Source organism: Undibacterium paludis (genome assembly GCF_022568815.1).
Taxonomy (GTDB): domain Bacteria; phylum Pseudomonadota; class Gammaproteobacteria; order Burkholderiales; family Burkholderiaceae_D; genus Undibacterium.
Genome location: NZ_JAKZHX010000001.1, coordinates 1,008,533 through 1,023,730 on the forward strand (window position 1 = coordinate 1,008,533; position 15,198 = coordinate 1,023,730).

12 protein-coding genes are annotated in these 15,198 nt (G+C 54.4%); 6 read left to right on the plus strand and 6 right to left on the minus strand.

The window, feature by feature from the left end:
- Window position 1: 1 nt before the first annotated feature.
- From LZ463_RS04415 to LZ463_RS04425, 3 genes are all read right to left on the minus strand, one after another.
- Window positions 2-886 (minus strand): AraC family transcriptional regulator, encoded by an 885-nt coding sequence (locus tag LZ463_RS04415; RefSeq protein ID WP_241454210.1) that lies wholly within the window; start codon window positions 884-886, stop codon window positions 2-4.
- Window positions 887-969: 83 nt separating this feature from the next.
- Window positions 970-1,260 carry a hypothetical protein gene (locus LZ463_RS04420; RefSeq protein ID WP_241454213.1) on the minus strand — a complete coding sequence of 97 codons (291 nt, stop codon included), beginning with the start codon at window positions 1,258-1,260 and terminating at the stop codon, window positions 970-972.
- 25 nt (window positions 1,261-1,285) lie between these two features.
- Window positions 1,286-1,822 (minus strand): SRPBCC family protein, encoded by a 537-nt coding sequence (locus LZ463_RS04425; protein WP_241454215.1) that lies wholly within the window; start codon window positions 1,820-1,822, stop codon window positions 1,286-1,288.
- A 365-nt stretch (window positions 1,823-2,187) separates the two neighbouring features.
- On the opposite strand from LZ463_RS04425, the gene LZ463_RS04430 reads away from it, so the two are divergent.
- Entirely contained in the window at window positions 2,188-3,834 is a 1,647-nt protein-coding gene (locus LZ463_RS04430) for a DUF4214 domain-containing protein (protein WP_241454218.1), read from the plus strand.
- A gap of 121 nt (window positions 3,835-3,955) precedes the next feature.
- Window positions 3,956-5,341 carry an ATP-dependent RNA helicase DbpA gene (gene dbpA / locus LZ463_RS04435; protein WP_241454220.1) on the plus strand — a complete coding sequence of 462 codons (1,386 nt, stop codon included), beginning with the start codon at window positions 3,956-3,958 and terminating at the stop codon, window positions 5,339-5,341.
- A gap of 109 nt (window positions 5,342-5,450) precedes the next feature.
- On the opposite strand, the gene LZ463_RS04440 is transcribed toward dbpA, so the two are convergent.
- Both LZ463_RS04440 and LZ463_RS04445 read right to left on the minus strand, forming a co-directional pair.
- Complete coding sequence (locus LZ463_RS04440) at window positions 5,451-6,674, minus strand: M20 family metallopeptidase (protein WP_241454222.1); 1,224 nt, start codon at window positions 6,672-6,674, stop codon at window positions 5,451-5,453.
- A gap of 26 nt (window positions 6,675-6,700) precedes the next feature.
- Window positions 6,701-7,933, minus strand: a complete 1,233-nt coding sequence (locus tag LZ463_RS04445) for a urate hydroxylase PuuD (protein WP_241454223.1) — start codon at window positions 7,931-7,933, stop codon at window positions 6,701-6,703.
- A gap of 337 nt (window positions 7,934-8,270) precedes the next feature.
- Here LZ463_RS04445 and LZ463_RS04450 point away from each other — a divergent pair, with 337 nt between their 5' ends.
- Window positions 8,271-9,209: a LysR family transcriptional regulator gene (locus LZ463_RS04450; RefSeq protein WP_241454224.1), complete on the plus strand. Its 939-nt coding sequence runs from the start codon at window positions 8,271-8,273 to the stop codon at window positions 9,207-9,209.
- Window positions 9,210-9,411: 202 nt separating this feature from the next.
- Here LZ463_RS04450 and uraH read toward each other — a convergent pair whose 3' ends face one another.
- Entirely contained in the window at window positions 9,412-9,765 is a 354-nt protein-coding gene (gene uraH, locus LZ463_RS04455; protein WP_241454226.1) for a hydroxyisourate hydrolase, read from the minus strand.
- A 220-nt stretch (window positions 9,766-9,985) separates the two neighbouring features.
- Between uraH and LZ463_RS04460 the strand changes: the two genes are divergently transcribed.
- The 3 genes from LZ463_RS04460 to LZ463_RS04470 all read left to right on the plus strand — a co-directional run bounded on the left by LZ463_RS04460 (window position 9,986) and on the right by LZ463_RS04470 (window position 15,158).
- Window positions 9,986-11,743 carry an allantoate amidohydrolase gene (locus tag LZ463_RS04460; RefSeq protein WP_241454301.1) on the plus strand — a complete coding sequence of 586 codons (1,758 nt, stop codon included), beginning with the start codon at window positions 9,986-9,988 and terminating at the stop codon, window positions 11,741-11,743.
- A 661-nt stretch (window positions 11,744-12,404) separates the two neighbouring features.
- Window positions 12,405-13,793 (plus strand): nucleobase:cation symporter-2 family protein, encoded by a 1,389-nt coding sequence (locus tag LZ463_RS04465; protein WP_241454228.1) that lies wholly within the window; start codon window positions 12,405-12,407, stop codon window positions 13,791-13,793.
- A gap of 6 nt (window positions 13,794-13,799) precedes the next feature.
- Window positions 13,800-15,158 carry an 8-oxoguanine deaminase gene (locus LZ463_RS04470; RefSeq protein WP_241454229.1) on the plus strand — a complete coding sequence of 453 codons (1,359 nt, stop codon included), beginning with the start codon at window positions 13,800-13,802 and terminating at the stop codon, window positions 15,156-15,158.
- The last annotated feature ends 40 nt before the right edge of the window (window positions 15,159-15,198 follow it).

Below are 15,198 nucleotides of genomic sequence, written 5' to 3' on the forward strand. Positions count from 1 at the left end.
CCTATTTCTGCAAGGGCAGGAAGATGTCAGTGACCATCAGGTGCTCGGGCACATCAGGGAAAAAGCTGATACGCTGGAAGAATAGAGGAAAATCGCGCAGGCTCTCGGCACTTTGTGGCAGCCATTCGTTATATAAAAACCGCACGGTCTGGCCAAGCAGGGCATCTGAACCGGTGTGCCGGATGACAGCACACGCACCGGCCGGTATGACTTTGTTGACGATGCCGTATTCATTGGCAGCAACGGCTGCCGACACGGCGGCACAGAGATCGAAACGATATTCATCTGGAGCTGTCGTTTCTATATCGTCATACACAAGATTAAAGGTTGCGCTGACCGCAGGCGGTAATCTGTTGAGCTTGCGCCAGGCGATAAATTGCTGGATGCTTTTGCCAAGCAGACCGGGGGCACCGCGATGTTCCAGTACGGCGATACGGGTTTCGGGAAATTGTGTGATACGAACATCGGATAACTGGTAAGTGGTCGACATATGCTGTTCTCTCAAATGATGGATGGCGAGTTGTGTGTTATGCCAGACATCCCACTGAGGCTGTTTTCTGAATTGGGCAGGGCTCAGGCCCAGGCTTTTTTTGAAAGCACGCGAAAATGCCTCGCTGCTGTCATAGCCATTGTCGAGTGCAATGCTGATTACCTGCTTGTGATTGCGAAAAGCCAGTTCATGCATGGCTTTTCTCAACCTCAGCAATTGCACATAGCGAATGACGGCAAGACCAAAGAATTCGGAAAACTGCCTGTGGAAATGAAACCTGGAGAAAGCGGCAACTTCACTCAAACGATCAATCGACAGATCTTCATCGAGATGGGCATCGATGTACTGCAAGACCTTCAACATCCTGGCTTGATAACTGACTGCGCGCTCACTCACTGGTTTCCTCCTGGCAGATCACAGCGTAGTGAAACCCTGCCTTGCAGGCATGACAGTTCTTGCTCATTTGCTGGCAACCCTGTTTACTCCTGCCGATGGCGCAGACGTTCCAGCAGGGCCTGTTCGCATAATTTGAAGAGCATATAAAAAACCATGGCTGCGCAGGCCGTCAGTATCAATTCCAGGAATTGCTGCAAGCCGCCTTCGACCAAACCTATCCAGCCGTTGTCCAGTATGTATTCGGCATTCGCGCTGAACAGGTGCACCAGGTCGAAAGATAATTTGCCAAAAGCGACAAAGCTGAAAGTCAGCAGCACAAAACATGGGGCAGGATGCCCGCACATCCAGGTATACCATTTGCGCTGCCTTGACATGAATGCTCCTGTGAATAAAACCTCATCATTGCGCGGCACTGGCCTTTTCGGCAATTTCTTTTATGCTTTGCAAACCCTCTTCAAACTTCGTCCCTACCATGTTATCCATGCTGAAAAACACACCCATCAATTTGGACATGAAATTGCAGGGGCCAAACATGGCATGGCTGAGAACTGTGGTATCACCCTTTTCTTCCAGGCGAAATTCTATGGTATTTTGCGCTGCAAAGGGTTTGATGAAGTTGATTTGCAGACGCAGGTAGTCACAGGGCCGTGTTTCGAGAATTTCCATCCTGCCCTCGCCCAGATCCCGGTTGCCTTTCCAGGCATAGATCGCCCCTTTTCCCTGTGCCATACCACTGTAGGTACGCTGGACCGCCGGATCCGCTTTCTCCCAGGGCGACCAGGCCTCCCATTCATGAAAGTCATTCAGCAGGGAAAAAATCTGCAATGGTGTGGCGCGCATGCTTAAAGAACGCTCTATGCGGAACTCGCCGGGCCGTGAAGCAATGAACAGCAGGAAAGCCAGTACTAGAAACACGATTATTGCCGTTAGCATCATGATGTAACTCCATTCAAAAAGACATCGTGGAAAACATATTGCGTGCCTGTACCTGTTCATGTCTGCCAATCAAGAATAAACAAGCAATAAGCAAGCAGTACGCTCTGCTACCGTGAAGCATACATGGCATTTTTTACATCATGTAAGAATTTGTATGGCGAATAGAATGGCTTAGGATGCTCTGCTACCATCCATTTCACAGTCTGGGGAATAAACTGAACGTCAGGCAAGTAAATATGCCAAAATAATGCTGTTATTACAATACAATGCTATTAGCACATGTCATTCCACAAGACAATTTTCACCGCCAAAACGAAACTCCATAAAATTGCCTCAAGAATTCAATCACTTTTTATCCAGATTTTATGTCCACACCTAAAGGCACATCACCCACCACCACCCTGCGTCTGCCCGGTGTCACCTTTATAGACGCCCTGATACACGGCATCAAATGGGGGGCGTTGAATGGCACGGCCACGATCACTTACAGTTTCCCATGGACAACGGGTGAGTCTTCTTTTTATGGCTACGCTGGGTCCAGCGACTACTCCGACGCCAAAGAGCCCACCGCAGGTACCCATACCGCACTCAGTGTTGAACAGCAGAATGCCACCAAGGCAGCCTTGCAAGCCTGGGCGAATGTCGCCGATGTCCAGTTCATCCAGGTGGCTGACAATAGCAGCAGTGCCGGCGATATCCGTGTTGCCTGGACTTCGGCAACGGATAAAACCAGTGTAGGCAGCACAGCCTGGGGCTGGGCTTATCGCCCCAGCGACAGCTATCCTGTTGGTGGTGATATCTGGATCTCCGGTACCGGGCAAAAAAGCAACCCGGCCTGGAATGTAGGTTCATACAACTATGAATCACTGATGCATGAGATCGGCCATGCGCTCGGGCTCAAGCATACCTTTGAAGGTAACGTGGTCCTGCCCACAGCCTTAGACAATAACCAGTATTCCATCATGTCCTATACAGGGATCACCAATGACCTGTTCAGGACCATCACGTATGACAGTGGTGGAAAACCCACATTCTCTTTCCAGCACATCGTGCCGGAAACACCGATGGTATTTGATATCGCGGCCATGCAATATCTGTACGGTGCCAACAACAGTTACCACACCGGGGATGACGTCTATACCTTCGACCCCAGTACACCTTTCCTGAAAACCATCTGGGATGCAGGTGGCAACGACACCATCTCGGTCGCCAATTTCACCATGGCCTGCGTGATTGACCTGACACCAGGCAATTATTCCGACATACGTATGGTTTCAGCCCCCAATCCGCCGGGTTATACCGGTGGCACCGTGCCGACATATGACGGCAGGGACAATCTGGGTATCGCTTTCGGGACCTATATAGAAAACGCCATAGGCGGTGCTGGCGATGATCTCCTGTATGGCAACAAAATCAATAATACCTTCACTGGTAACGGTGGCAACGACAGGATAGATGGCGACCAGGGGCTGGACACGGCCATGTACAACGGTATCCACAATAACTACACCGTGACTACCAGCGGTGTCACCACCACAGTCAAGGCCAAAGTCGGCAGTGAAGGTACGGACAGCCTGATCAATGTCGAGCGCCTGCATTTCAGTGATGAAAACATTGCTCTTGATATCAGCGGTGTCGCCGGGCAGGCCTATCGCCTGTACCAGGCTGCCTTTGACCGCAAACCCGACTTGAAGGGTCTGGGTTACTGGATTGCCGACATGGACAAGGGTTCCAGCCTGACGACGGTGGCGGCAGGCTTCATGCAATCAGCAGAATTCCAGGCGCTGTATGGCAACAAGCCGTCAAATACCGTGCTGGTGACCAATTTTTACCAGAATGTCTTGCACAGGACGCCGGACAAGGCTGGCTTTGACTATTGGCTTGACCAGCTCAACACCAATAAAATCACTGCTGCCGGGGCACTCGCCAGTTTCTGCGAGAGCACAGAAAACCAGGCCCTGGTCATAGGCAGCATACAAAACGGTATCGAATACCTGGTCTGGGGCGCATAAACAGCACCCTGCACTGCAAAGCCTCCCCATCCGGGGTGGCTTCCCCTACAATGACGACATATCCTGCATTGCCGCCCGCTACCCGGGCGGCATGTTGTCGTTTTCACTTTAAGAACACCCCATGTCAGAAGCCACCGCATTCAATACCCTGCCCCTGTCCCCCGCCCTGCTGGCCAATCTGGACAGTCTGGGCTACAAGGAGATGACCGCCATACAGGCAGCCAGCCTGCCCGTCATCCTGCAACAGCAAGACCTGATCGCCCAGGCCAAGACCGGCAGCGGCAAGACGGCGGCATTTGGCCTGGGCATACTGGCCAAACTCAATCCTACATATTTTGCCGTACAGGGACTGGTGATCTGCCCCACCCGCGAACTGGCCGACCAGGTCGCCAATGAACTGCGTCGCCTGGCCAGGGCCATACAGAATGTCAAGATCGTCACTCTGTGCGGTGGCACGGCCATGCGCCCCCAGATTGCCTCACTCGAATTTGGTGCCCATATCGTCGTCGGCACACCGGGGCGGCTGATTGATCACATCAGCCGCGGCACCATCAACCTGAAAACCGTACAAACCCTGGTACTCGATGAAGCCGACCGCATGGTCGACATGGGGTTTTATGACGATATCTATGACATCGTTGCCGCCACACCAGCCCGCAGGCAAACCCTGTTGTTCTCTGCCACCTACCCGGACGATATCCGCCAGGCCAGCGAACAGTTGTTGCGTGACCCGGTGGAGATCAAGGTTGAATCCCAGCATGCCGCCAACCACATAGAACAATTGTTTTACCTGGTCACACCGGAAGAGCGCAATGCCGCTGTCGCCACCCTGCTGCATCATTACCAACCCACATCCACCATCGCCTTTTGCAATACCAAGATACACTGCCGTGAACTGACAGAAGAATTGCACGCCCAGGGCATCAGCGCCCTGGCCCTGCATGGCGACCTGGAACAACGCGATCGCGATGAAGTGCTGATACGCTTCGCCAACCAGAGTTGCTCAGTCCTCGTCGCCACCGACGTCGCCGCCCGTGGCCTGGACATACAAACGCTTGGCGCCGTCATCAATGTCGATGTATCAAAAGACACCGAAGTCCACATCCACCGCATAGGCCGCACCGGCCGTGCCGGTGAAAAAGGCCTGGCACTGAGCCTGTCCACGCCGGGTGAAAAGAAATGGGTGAAACTGATCGAAGAATACCAGGGCGAGCCCGCCAACTGGGGCGATATCCACGCCCTTGAAGCTGGCCCGGTAAAAGACTTGCAGGCCCCGATGATGACAATCTGCATCATGGGCGGCAAAAAAGACAAACTGCGTCCCGGTGACCTGCTGGGCGCCCTGACCGCCGACCTCGGCCTGAAAAAAGAACAGGTAGGCAAAATCAATGTCTCCGAATTCGTCACCTACGTGGCAATCGACAGGCACGTCGCGGAAAAGACCGTAGACAGACTGAGCCGTACCAATATCAAGGGCAGGCAATTCAGGATGCGGATTGTTGATTGATGGCGTCACCAGTAAGCTGAAAGCGAGCAGGAAATCAGCCTGACGATGAGCAGGTCACCAGCAACAAGTGGTGACCTGTACATTCTCTCATACCAGTATTACATCAAGCTCACACCAGTAAATCCGCCAGACTGCGTGCAATCACCTTGGTCGCCTTGCGCAAGTCTTCCAGGTCCAGACGCTCGTCAGCCCGCTTGGCATGGGACTCCAGCACCGTCCTTGGCCCCGCACCATAGATGACCCCAGGGATGCCCGCTTCCGAGAACAGCCGCACATCGGTGTAGAGCGGCGTACCCAGGGCCGGAATCGCTTCCCCAAACACGGTCTCACCATGCTGTTGTATCGCGGCTACCAGCGGTGTATTGCCCGGCAGCGGACGCATGGAGTTCGCCAGCAGGATGCGTTTGACCTCAACACGGATGCCGGGCAGCTCTGCCGCGGTATCGCTGATCAACTGGCGCAGCGTCGCTTCAACCTCTGCCGGGTTTTCTTCCGGTATCATGCGGCGGTCCAGCTTGAAGCTGACCCGGCCAGGGATGACATTGGTATTGGTGCCACCCTCTATCACCCCCACATTCAAATAAGGATGGGTAATGCCTTCGACTTTTGATGTGACCTGCTTGTACAGGGTGTTCTGTGCATACAGGACATTCAGGATTTTGACTGTTGCCTGCAAGGCATCAATGCCGGAATCCGGTATCGCTGCATGGGCCATCTTGCCATGGACCGTCACTTCCATCTGCAAACAGCCATTATGGGCGGTGATGACCTGGTAAGAGAAACCGGCAGCAATCATCAGGTCAGGCTTGATCAAGTTATGTTTCAACATCCAGCCCGGGCCGACTTCACCACCGAATTCTTCATCATAGGTAAATAACAATTCCAGCGTACCGGCGGTCGGTCTGGCAACCGCTTCCAGGGCACGCAGGGCAAAGGTATAGGTCGAGAAATCGCATTTGCTGACGGCGGTGGCGCGGCCATAGATCTTGCCATCGACGATCTCGCCGCCATAGGGGTCTTTGGTCCAGCCCTCACCGGGTGGTACCACGTCGCCATGGGCATTGAGCAGCACGGTCCTGCCGGGGCCATAAGTCCGGCGCACCAGCAGGTTGGTGATGCTTTGCAGGCCGGCGGCCTTGACTTCACTGTCGGGGACGGCATGTTTTGTTGCAACAATCCCCATGTCCTGCAGCAGGTCAGCGGTGCGTTCTGCGTGCGGGGCATTATTACCGGGCGGTGTATCTGTCGGCACGCGCACCAGTTCTTGCAGGAACTTGACCTGCTCGTCAAAGTGGGCGTCTATCCAGGCGTCGAGTTGTTGGTAGTGATTCATTGTTCTCTTTCTTGAATGTGGCTGGTTTATTTCGCACCGGACTGGAACCAGGCGCCGACGACTGCACGTTCTTCTTCTGTCATTTGCGTCATATTCCCTATGGGCATGGCCTTGAGTTGCACGGCCTGCATATTCACCTTGACGGCGTTTTGCCTGATCAGTTCTGGCGTATCGAGCTTGATACCGGCAGGTGCAGCGGCAAAACCAGGTTGTGTCGGCGCTGCGGCATGGCAGGACACACAACGCTGATTGATGATGCCCTGCACCTTGCTGAACTGTGCAGCCTCTGCTTCTGCCGCTGACAATGCCGGGTCAGGAGCTGCTGCTTTGGCTGGCGGCTTGGGTGCAATGGCGACGGCCACCGCCAGCAGCAAGGCGACACCGGCGGCAGGATAAGCCCAGTTGGTAATGCCTTTGTGACGCAGGTTGAAGAAATGGCGTATCAATACACCCGCCGCCATGATGAAGGCCAGTACCAGCCAGTTATAGGCATGGTTATAAGTCATTCCATAGTGATTGCTGATCATGATGAACAGCACAGGCAGGGTAAAATAATTATTGTGCACGCTGCGCTGCTTGGCTTTCTGGCCGTGGATGGGATCAGGCGACTTGCCCTGCAACATGGCATCAACCAGTTTGCGCTGGCCGGGGATGATCAGCATGAGCACATTACCGACCATCATCGTGCCTATCATGGCGCCGACATGGATATAGGCGGCACGGCCGCTGAGCAATTTCGACAATACATAGGCAGCAGCAACGATGAAGACAAACATGATGATACCGAGCAGTCCGTCGCGTTTGCCCAGCGGTGAACGGCACAGCAGGTCATACACGGTCCAGCCCACCAGCAGCGTACCGAGGCCTATGCCTATGGCTTGCCAGCTCGATAGATCAGCCACGGACTTGTCTATCATCATGGCCGAGGCATTGAAATAATAGACGATGAACAAGAGGCTGAAGCCCGACAGCCAGGTGGCGTAGGCTTCCCATTTGAACCAATGCAGTTCTTCGGGCAATTCCTTGGGGGCGACCAGGTATTTTTGCGGGTTATAAAAACCACCGCCATGCACGGCCCACAACTCGCCGGACACACCCTTGTTGGCCAGTTCAGAACCCGGCTTGGGCGGGCGTATATTATTGTCGAGCCAGACGAAGTAAAAAGACGCACCGATCCAGGCAATACCAGTAATCAGGTGCAGCCAGCGTACGATCAGGTTGAGCCACTCGGTGCCATAGGCAAGTAAAAAAGCTTCCATGTTTTCTCTCATGTTTGAAGCTCGTCTGCCTCCGCGGGCTCTTCAGACGAGAGGGATAAACATCCCAAAGTGGTCGCGAACCGTATAGCTCCGCTGCGACCAGGTGTTTCTGGCAGCTTGCGCCGCCATGACTCACGGTTTTAGTGCCGAAAAACCACACGCTATATCTATTTGCGGCAAATGTCTCCTGTTACCGCGAATAGACCAAGGGCAGGTAATGCTGATAGCAAAAAACTTGGTGAAGTCTGGCAACGATAAACTTTTTCCTTACAAACTTCATTGAAAACGAAGTATATTAAAAATACAGATTTCGATATAGGCAAAGCTGATCATCATCATGGCGCAACTCCCCAATCACCTGGACCTGCATTTGATACGCATACTTTATCTTTTGCTCAGTGAAAGAAATGTATCGCGCGTTGCCCTCAAACTCAACCAGCCCCAGCCTTCGATTTCTGCCTCGCTGCGCAAGCTGCGCGAACTGACCGGTGACCAGTTGCTGGTACGTGGCGGCCGCGGCATGGTGCCGACACCGCATGGTGAAAGCCTGTTGAAGCCTGCCAAGCGCATACTGGATGAAACCGAATTATTGTTTGAGCGCAAAGTCCCCTTTGTTGCCCAGCAAGAAAGCAAGACTTTCCATATTGCCGCGCCGGATTCCCTGCATGTACAGTTCCTGCCCAGCGTCGTCGAACGTCTGCGCCGTGAATCCCCCAAAAGCCGCATTGTCATCCATGGCCTGGGGGCGGAAGTCGATTATGTGCGCCACCTGTCTGATGGCGACATGGACCTGGTCATCGCCAACTGGGATGAGCCGCCGCAACACCTGCATCTGTCCAAGCTGTTTGAAGACCCCATCGTCTGCGCCATGCGTGCCGACAGCCCCTATGCCAAGCGCACCGACAGCGAAGCCATGACGCTGGAAGACTACCTGAGCCTGCCCCATGTCGCGCCTTCACAATTGTTGTCCGGCTACCACGGTGTCATCGATGCTCATCTGGAAAGACACAACCTGCGTCGCAACGTGGTGGTGGAATCAGCTTATTTTGGCCTGATGCCGCATATGCTGACGCAATCCGACATAGTGCTGACCACCGGCAGGCAATACCTGAGTTTTTATGAAAAAAGCCTGCAACTGAAGACTTTTTCCATCCCCATCAAATTCCCGCCGCTGCGCTTTTACCAGCTCTGGCATGAGCGTGTTCATCACTCACCAGAGCACAAATGGCTGCGTGAGCAGATTGCCCAGGCAGCCAAATCCCTGATGTCCAAATAAATTGCAAGACTTCCGCAAAATTGTCCCAGCAAGGCTAACGCTTTAGGAAGCAGCCCTTACAAGGGCTGCTCGTTACGTTGGCAGACCCCATGGTGCCTGAAACCCCGACTACACCACAGCGACGAAGACAGTACTTTAGTACCGAATCTTGCTAAATACAGGAGCTACAACGCAGCTGTGGCGATTTTACGGGAGTCTTTGCTTAGCTACCCCGGTAGGTGGAGTAGGCCCAGGGCGATACCACCAGCGGCACATGGTAATTCTGGCTGGCGTCGGCTACGCCAAAGGCCAGGGTCACACGATCGATGAATTTCGGGCTGGGCAGCTCCACGCCCTGTCTGTCGAAATAATCACCGGCGGCAAAGACCAGCTCATATTGCCCGGTCTTCAGGCTGTCACCCTCCAGTAGCGGAGTATTACAGCGGCCATCATGATTGGTGACCTCGGTTTTCAGCAAGGTCTTCTGCCCTTCTTCAACTGCATACAATTCTACCTGCACGCCCGCGCCAGGCTTACCCAGGCTGATATCAAGCACATGTGTGCTGAGCTTTCCCATCTTGATCTCCTATATTGACGTCTTGAAATGCGCTATCAGCCAAATCTTATACCGCCAGCGGTCTGTCAATATACTATCAGCCATATACAGATCATGAAGTCAGCAGCACATTGCAGCCAGAGAATGGGCTTAAGCTTGCAGCCAGCAATACATGCCAGCTTTTGCCTGGGCACTATATAAACCTGAAGATGACAAAACGGCGGCGACGACCGACGCATTTATGACAACGACCCTGGACCACCTGAACCACTGTACGGCGGCAGAATTTGTACAAATCCTGCACGGTATCTATGAACATTCACCCTGGATACCAGAAAGAGCCGCTGCGCAAAGACCTTTTGCCAGCATCCACGCCCTGAAGCTGGCGCTGCAAACCGTGGTCAGCAGCGCGACGGAAGCAGAACAACTGGGCCTGATCCGTGCCCACCCCGAGCTGGCAGGCAAGGCCGCGATTGCCGGTGAGCTGACCAGGGAATCGACCGGCGAACAAGCCAAGGCCGGCCTGATCAATTGCAGCCCGGAAGAATTCGCCACCCTGCACCAGTTGAATGCCGATTACAACAGCAAGTTCGGTTTCCCGTTCATCCTCGCCGTTAAAGGACCTGACGGCAAGGGTTTTACCCGCCAGGCCATCATTGCCACCTTCCAGCGTCGCTTTAAAAACCAGCGCGCAGACGAACTGGCCGAATGCCTGCGCCAGATCGGCCGTATCGCCGAACTGCGCCTCAATGACTTGCTCGAACACAGCCTGCAGTTTGGCAACACCATCATGGCCTGGTCAGAAACCCTGGCCGCCTGGAGCGATGATGAAGATGGCCTGACCTGCGCCTATATGACCGATGCGCACCAAAAAACAGCAGCGCAACTCGCCAGCTGGATGCGTGAAGCGGGCATGCAAGTGCATATTGACGCCGTTGGCAATGTGGTTGGTCGCTATCTGTCGGACCAGGCTGATGCAAAAACCCTGCTGACCGGCTCGCATTACGACACCGTCTGCAATGGCGGCAAATACGATGGCCGCGAAGGGATACTGCTGCCGATAGCCATCGTCAGACATCTGCATGAAAGAAATGAAAAACTGCCTTTCCATGTCGAAATTATCGGCTTCTCGGAAGAAGAAGGTGTGCGCTTCAAGAGTACCTTCCTCGGCAGCAATGCCATTACCGGTCAGTTTGACCTGAGCTTGCTGGACAAGACTGATGCCGATGGCGTCAGCATGCGTGCCGCCCTGCAGGCAGCAGGCCACGATGTGAGCCAGATACCGGCAATAGCACGCGACCCCGCACAGATACTGGGTTATGTAGAAGTGCATATAGAGCAGGGCCCGGTCTTGCTGGGCCGTGACCTGCCAGCCGGCATCGTCACCTCCATTGCTGGCAGTTGCCGCTATCAGGTACAGCTCAGGGGCGTCGCCAGCCATGCCGGCACCACACCGATGAGCATGCGCAAGGACGCAGCGGCGGCGGCAGCCGAAATCATCCTGTATGTAGAACAACGTTGCGACAATGGCACCTCCCTGGTAGGGACAGTGGGCCAGTTGCAGGTGCCGCATGGTTCGGTCAATGTGATACCTGGCTCCTGCAATCTGTCGCTTGATATCCGCGCCGCTGATGATGCCACGCGCGATGCCGCCGTCAGCGACATCCTGGCGAAGATAGAGACCATCTGCCAGCGCCGCAACATCGAAGTCAAAGTCATCAAGGCCGTATCTGCCCCCGCTGCACCCTGCGCACCATGGCTGATGCAGCAACTGGCCGCAGCAACGCAAAGAGCGGGCCTGCCAGCGTTTGAATTGCCATCAGGTGCAGGGCATGACGCCATGGCGATAGCAAAAATGACCGACGTAGCCATGCTGTTTACCCGTTGTGGCAACGGCGGTATCAGCCACAACCCGCTGGAAACCATGACAGCCGACGACGCAGAAATCTCGGCACAGATATTGCTCGATTTTTTAAGGAATTTTAAGAGGAAACCTTAAGACCGAAAGGCTCACCACAGAGTCACAGAGAACAGCATGAGAAAACCTTATTCTGTTTTTTTTCTCTGTGCACCTCTGCGCACCTCTGTGGTGTAGCAGGGAATTCATGCGGCATGCCGCATGCCTGCGGAACGAAGACTTCTTGCAAGAAGTCTTTCCTTCCTCTGTGTTGAGAGGTTTTCCAAGCTTTACCAGGATTTCTGGCGCCACTTTCAGTATTGCCTGCATCAGCTTTGCAATGAAGACCTGATGCGGGACCAGGACTGAGCTTGAGCCTGCTGCCATGTGCGATGCTTACCACAGCATGGTATGAGGCGACGCAAGAATATGCCTTCACCGGCATTTTTTTACGACGCAGATCAATCCTGACGTGATGTGTTCCCAGTTACTGGGAGATACATCGCGTCAGGCAGCAGTGAAAAGCGCAGTCGGATTCATTACCCCGGCTGTATTTGCAGCCGTCCTTCCTGACGACACTATCGTCGCGGAGGCAAACCAGGAGTCTTGCGCACAATGCATTCTTCCGTCATCCCGATTACCAGTCGTTTTTATTTCCAGTAATTCAGTATGTGCATTTCCCGCCATCACTGAACAACAGTTCCGTCAGAGAACCCGGCAGTGATGTGGCAAAAAACCAAACCATCCAAGCAAGGAAGAGACGATGCAAACGACGATACACCCGGTAGATGAAAAGCTACCAGCAGCAAAATTATTTACTCTGGGCATACAGCACGTGCTGGTGATGTATGCCGGGGCGATAGCCGTGCCTCTCATCATCGGCGGTGCTCTGCATTTACCCAAGGACCAGATCGCCTTTCTGATCAATGCTGATCTGTTCTGCTGTGGCCTGGTCACCCTGATACAGGCACTCGGCATAGGGAAATTCGGCATACGCATGCCCGTCATGATGGGCGTGACCTTTGCCGCCGTCGGCCCCATGGTGGCGATGGCGGGCAACCCCAGCCTGGGCATACTCAGCATTTATGGGGCGGTGATTGCATCAGGTATTTTTGGCCTGGTCATCACGCCTTTCATGAGTCGTGCCGTGCGGTTTTTCCCGCCTGTCGTCACCGGCACCATCATCACCGTTATCGGCATCACCCTGATGCGCGTCGGCATCAACTGGGCGGCTGGCGGACAACCGATGATCTTTGATGCGGTCAGCAAAAGCATGCAAGCCAATCCCAACTATGGTGCACCGCTGCATCTGGCGATCGCCTTTTTTGTGCTGGCGTCCATCATGGTGATGGCGCGCTACCTGCGCGGCTTTCTCGGTAATATATCGGTCTTGCTGGGCATGGTGCTGGGTTTTCTGGTGTCACTGGCCCTGGGCAAAGTCAGCTTCGATGGCCTTGGTGAAGCGGGCTGGTTTGCCTTCATTACGCCCTTTCAATATGGTATGCCGACTTTTGACCTGGGGGCCATCGTCGGTATGTGCCTGGTGATGATCGTCACCATGGTGGAATCGACCGGCATGTTCCTGGCCCTGTCTGAACTGACCAATAAGCGCATCAGCAATGAAGAGCTGGCCAATGGCCTGCGCGCCGACGCCCTGGGTACGGTAATAGGCGGTGTCTTCAATACCTTTCCGTATACCTCATTCTCGCAAAACATCGGCCTGGTTGGCGTGACTGGCGTGCGCAGCCGTTATGTCTGCGCGGCTGCCGGTTTGATATTGCTGGCATTTGGCATGTTCCCCAAGATGGCCCATGTGGCAGCGTCCATACCCGTGTATGTGCTTGGCGGCGCCGGCATCGTCATGTTTGGCATGGTGGCGGCGACCGGTATCAAGATACTCGGTAACGCCGGGCTCAATCACAACCGCCACAACCTGTTTGTGGTTGCCGTCAGCATAGGAGCAGGCATGATACCGCTGGTCGCACCGCAGTTTTTCTCTCACCTGCCTCACTGGTTATCTACCGTGGTTGACAGCGGCATTTTGCTGGCGACCATCACGGCAGTGACGCTTAACCTGTTTTTCAATGGCCCGGGGGCAGAATCCGATGCCAAGACTTATGCCATGGCCGCAGCACACAGTTCAGACCATTAATTTTTTATGACTACCTTACTTATCAAGAATGCCCGTGTCCTCGTCACCATGGATGACGAGCGCCGTGAAATCAGCAATGGCGCCGTGTTTATCCGCGATCACATCGTAGAGCAGGTCGGTGCAAGCGCAGACTTGCCACAGACTGCCGATGAAGTGATTGATGCCAGCAATCATGTGGTCCTGCCTGGCCTCATCAATACGCATCACCATATGTACCAGAGCCTGACGCGCGTGATACCGGCGGCACAAAACGGTGAACTGTTCAACTGGCTGACCAATCTGTACCCCATTTGGGCCAACCTGACACCAGAGATGGTGCAGGTTTCTACCCAGGTGGCGATGGCCGAACTGATACTGTCAGGCTGCACCACCAGCAGCGACCATTTGTATATCTACCCGAATGGCTGCAAGCTCGATCACAGTCTGGAAGCCGCGCAAGAGATAGGCATGCGCTTTCACGCGGCGCGCGGTTCCATGAGTGTCGGGCAAAGCAAGGGCGGCCTGCCGCCTGACCGTGTGGTGGAAGAGGAGGCAGATATCCTGCGTGATACCCGCCGCCTGATCGAGACTTACCATGATGCCAGCCGTCACGCCATGCAACGCATTGTCGTTGCACCGTGCTCACCATTCTCGGTCTCACGCGATCTCATGCGCGAGTCCGCAAAATTGGCGCGCAGCTATGGCGTGTCACTGCATACCCACCTGGCAGAAAACGCCAATGACATTGCCTATAGCCGCGAAAAATTCAATATGACACCGGCGCAGTATGCCGAAGATTGCGGCTGGGTGGGCCACGACGTCTGGCATGCGCACTGTGTACAGCTTGACGACGACGGTATCTATATGTTTGCCCGCACCGGTACTGGCATTGCGCACTGCCCCTGCTCCAATATGCGCCTGGCTTCCGGCATAGCACCGATACGCAAGATGCTTGATGCCGGCGTCAGCGTGGGCCTGGGTGTGGATGGCTGTGCCTCGAATGATTCCGGTCATATGCTGGGTGAAGTTCGTCAGGCCATGCTCCTGCAAAGAGTGGGGCTTGGTCCGGACGCCATGACAGCCAGGCAGGCATTGGAAGTAGCTACCCTGGGTGGCGCCAAAGTGCTGAACCGTGATGATATAGGCGCCATCAAGCCTGGTATGTCTGCCGATATTGTCATGTTCAATGTGCAGCAGATAGGTTTTGCCGGTGCCCTGCACGACCCGGTCGCCGCCCTGGTATTCTGTACGCCAGTCAATGTCGCTTACAGCATCATCCATGGCCGCGTGGTCGTGCGCGAAGGGCAGATCACCAGCATAGATTTACCACGTGTGATGGAAAGACATAATCATCTGGCATATCAGTTGACCGAAGCGGCAGCCTGACAAACAAAAAAGCACATGCTGTCGGACAGCATGTGCTTCT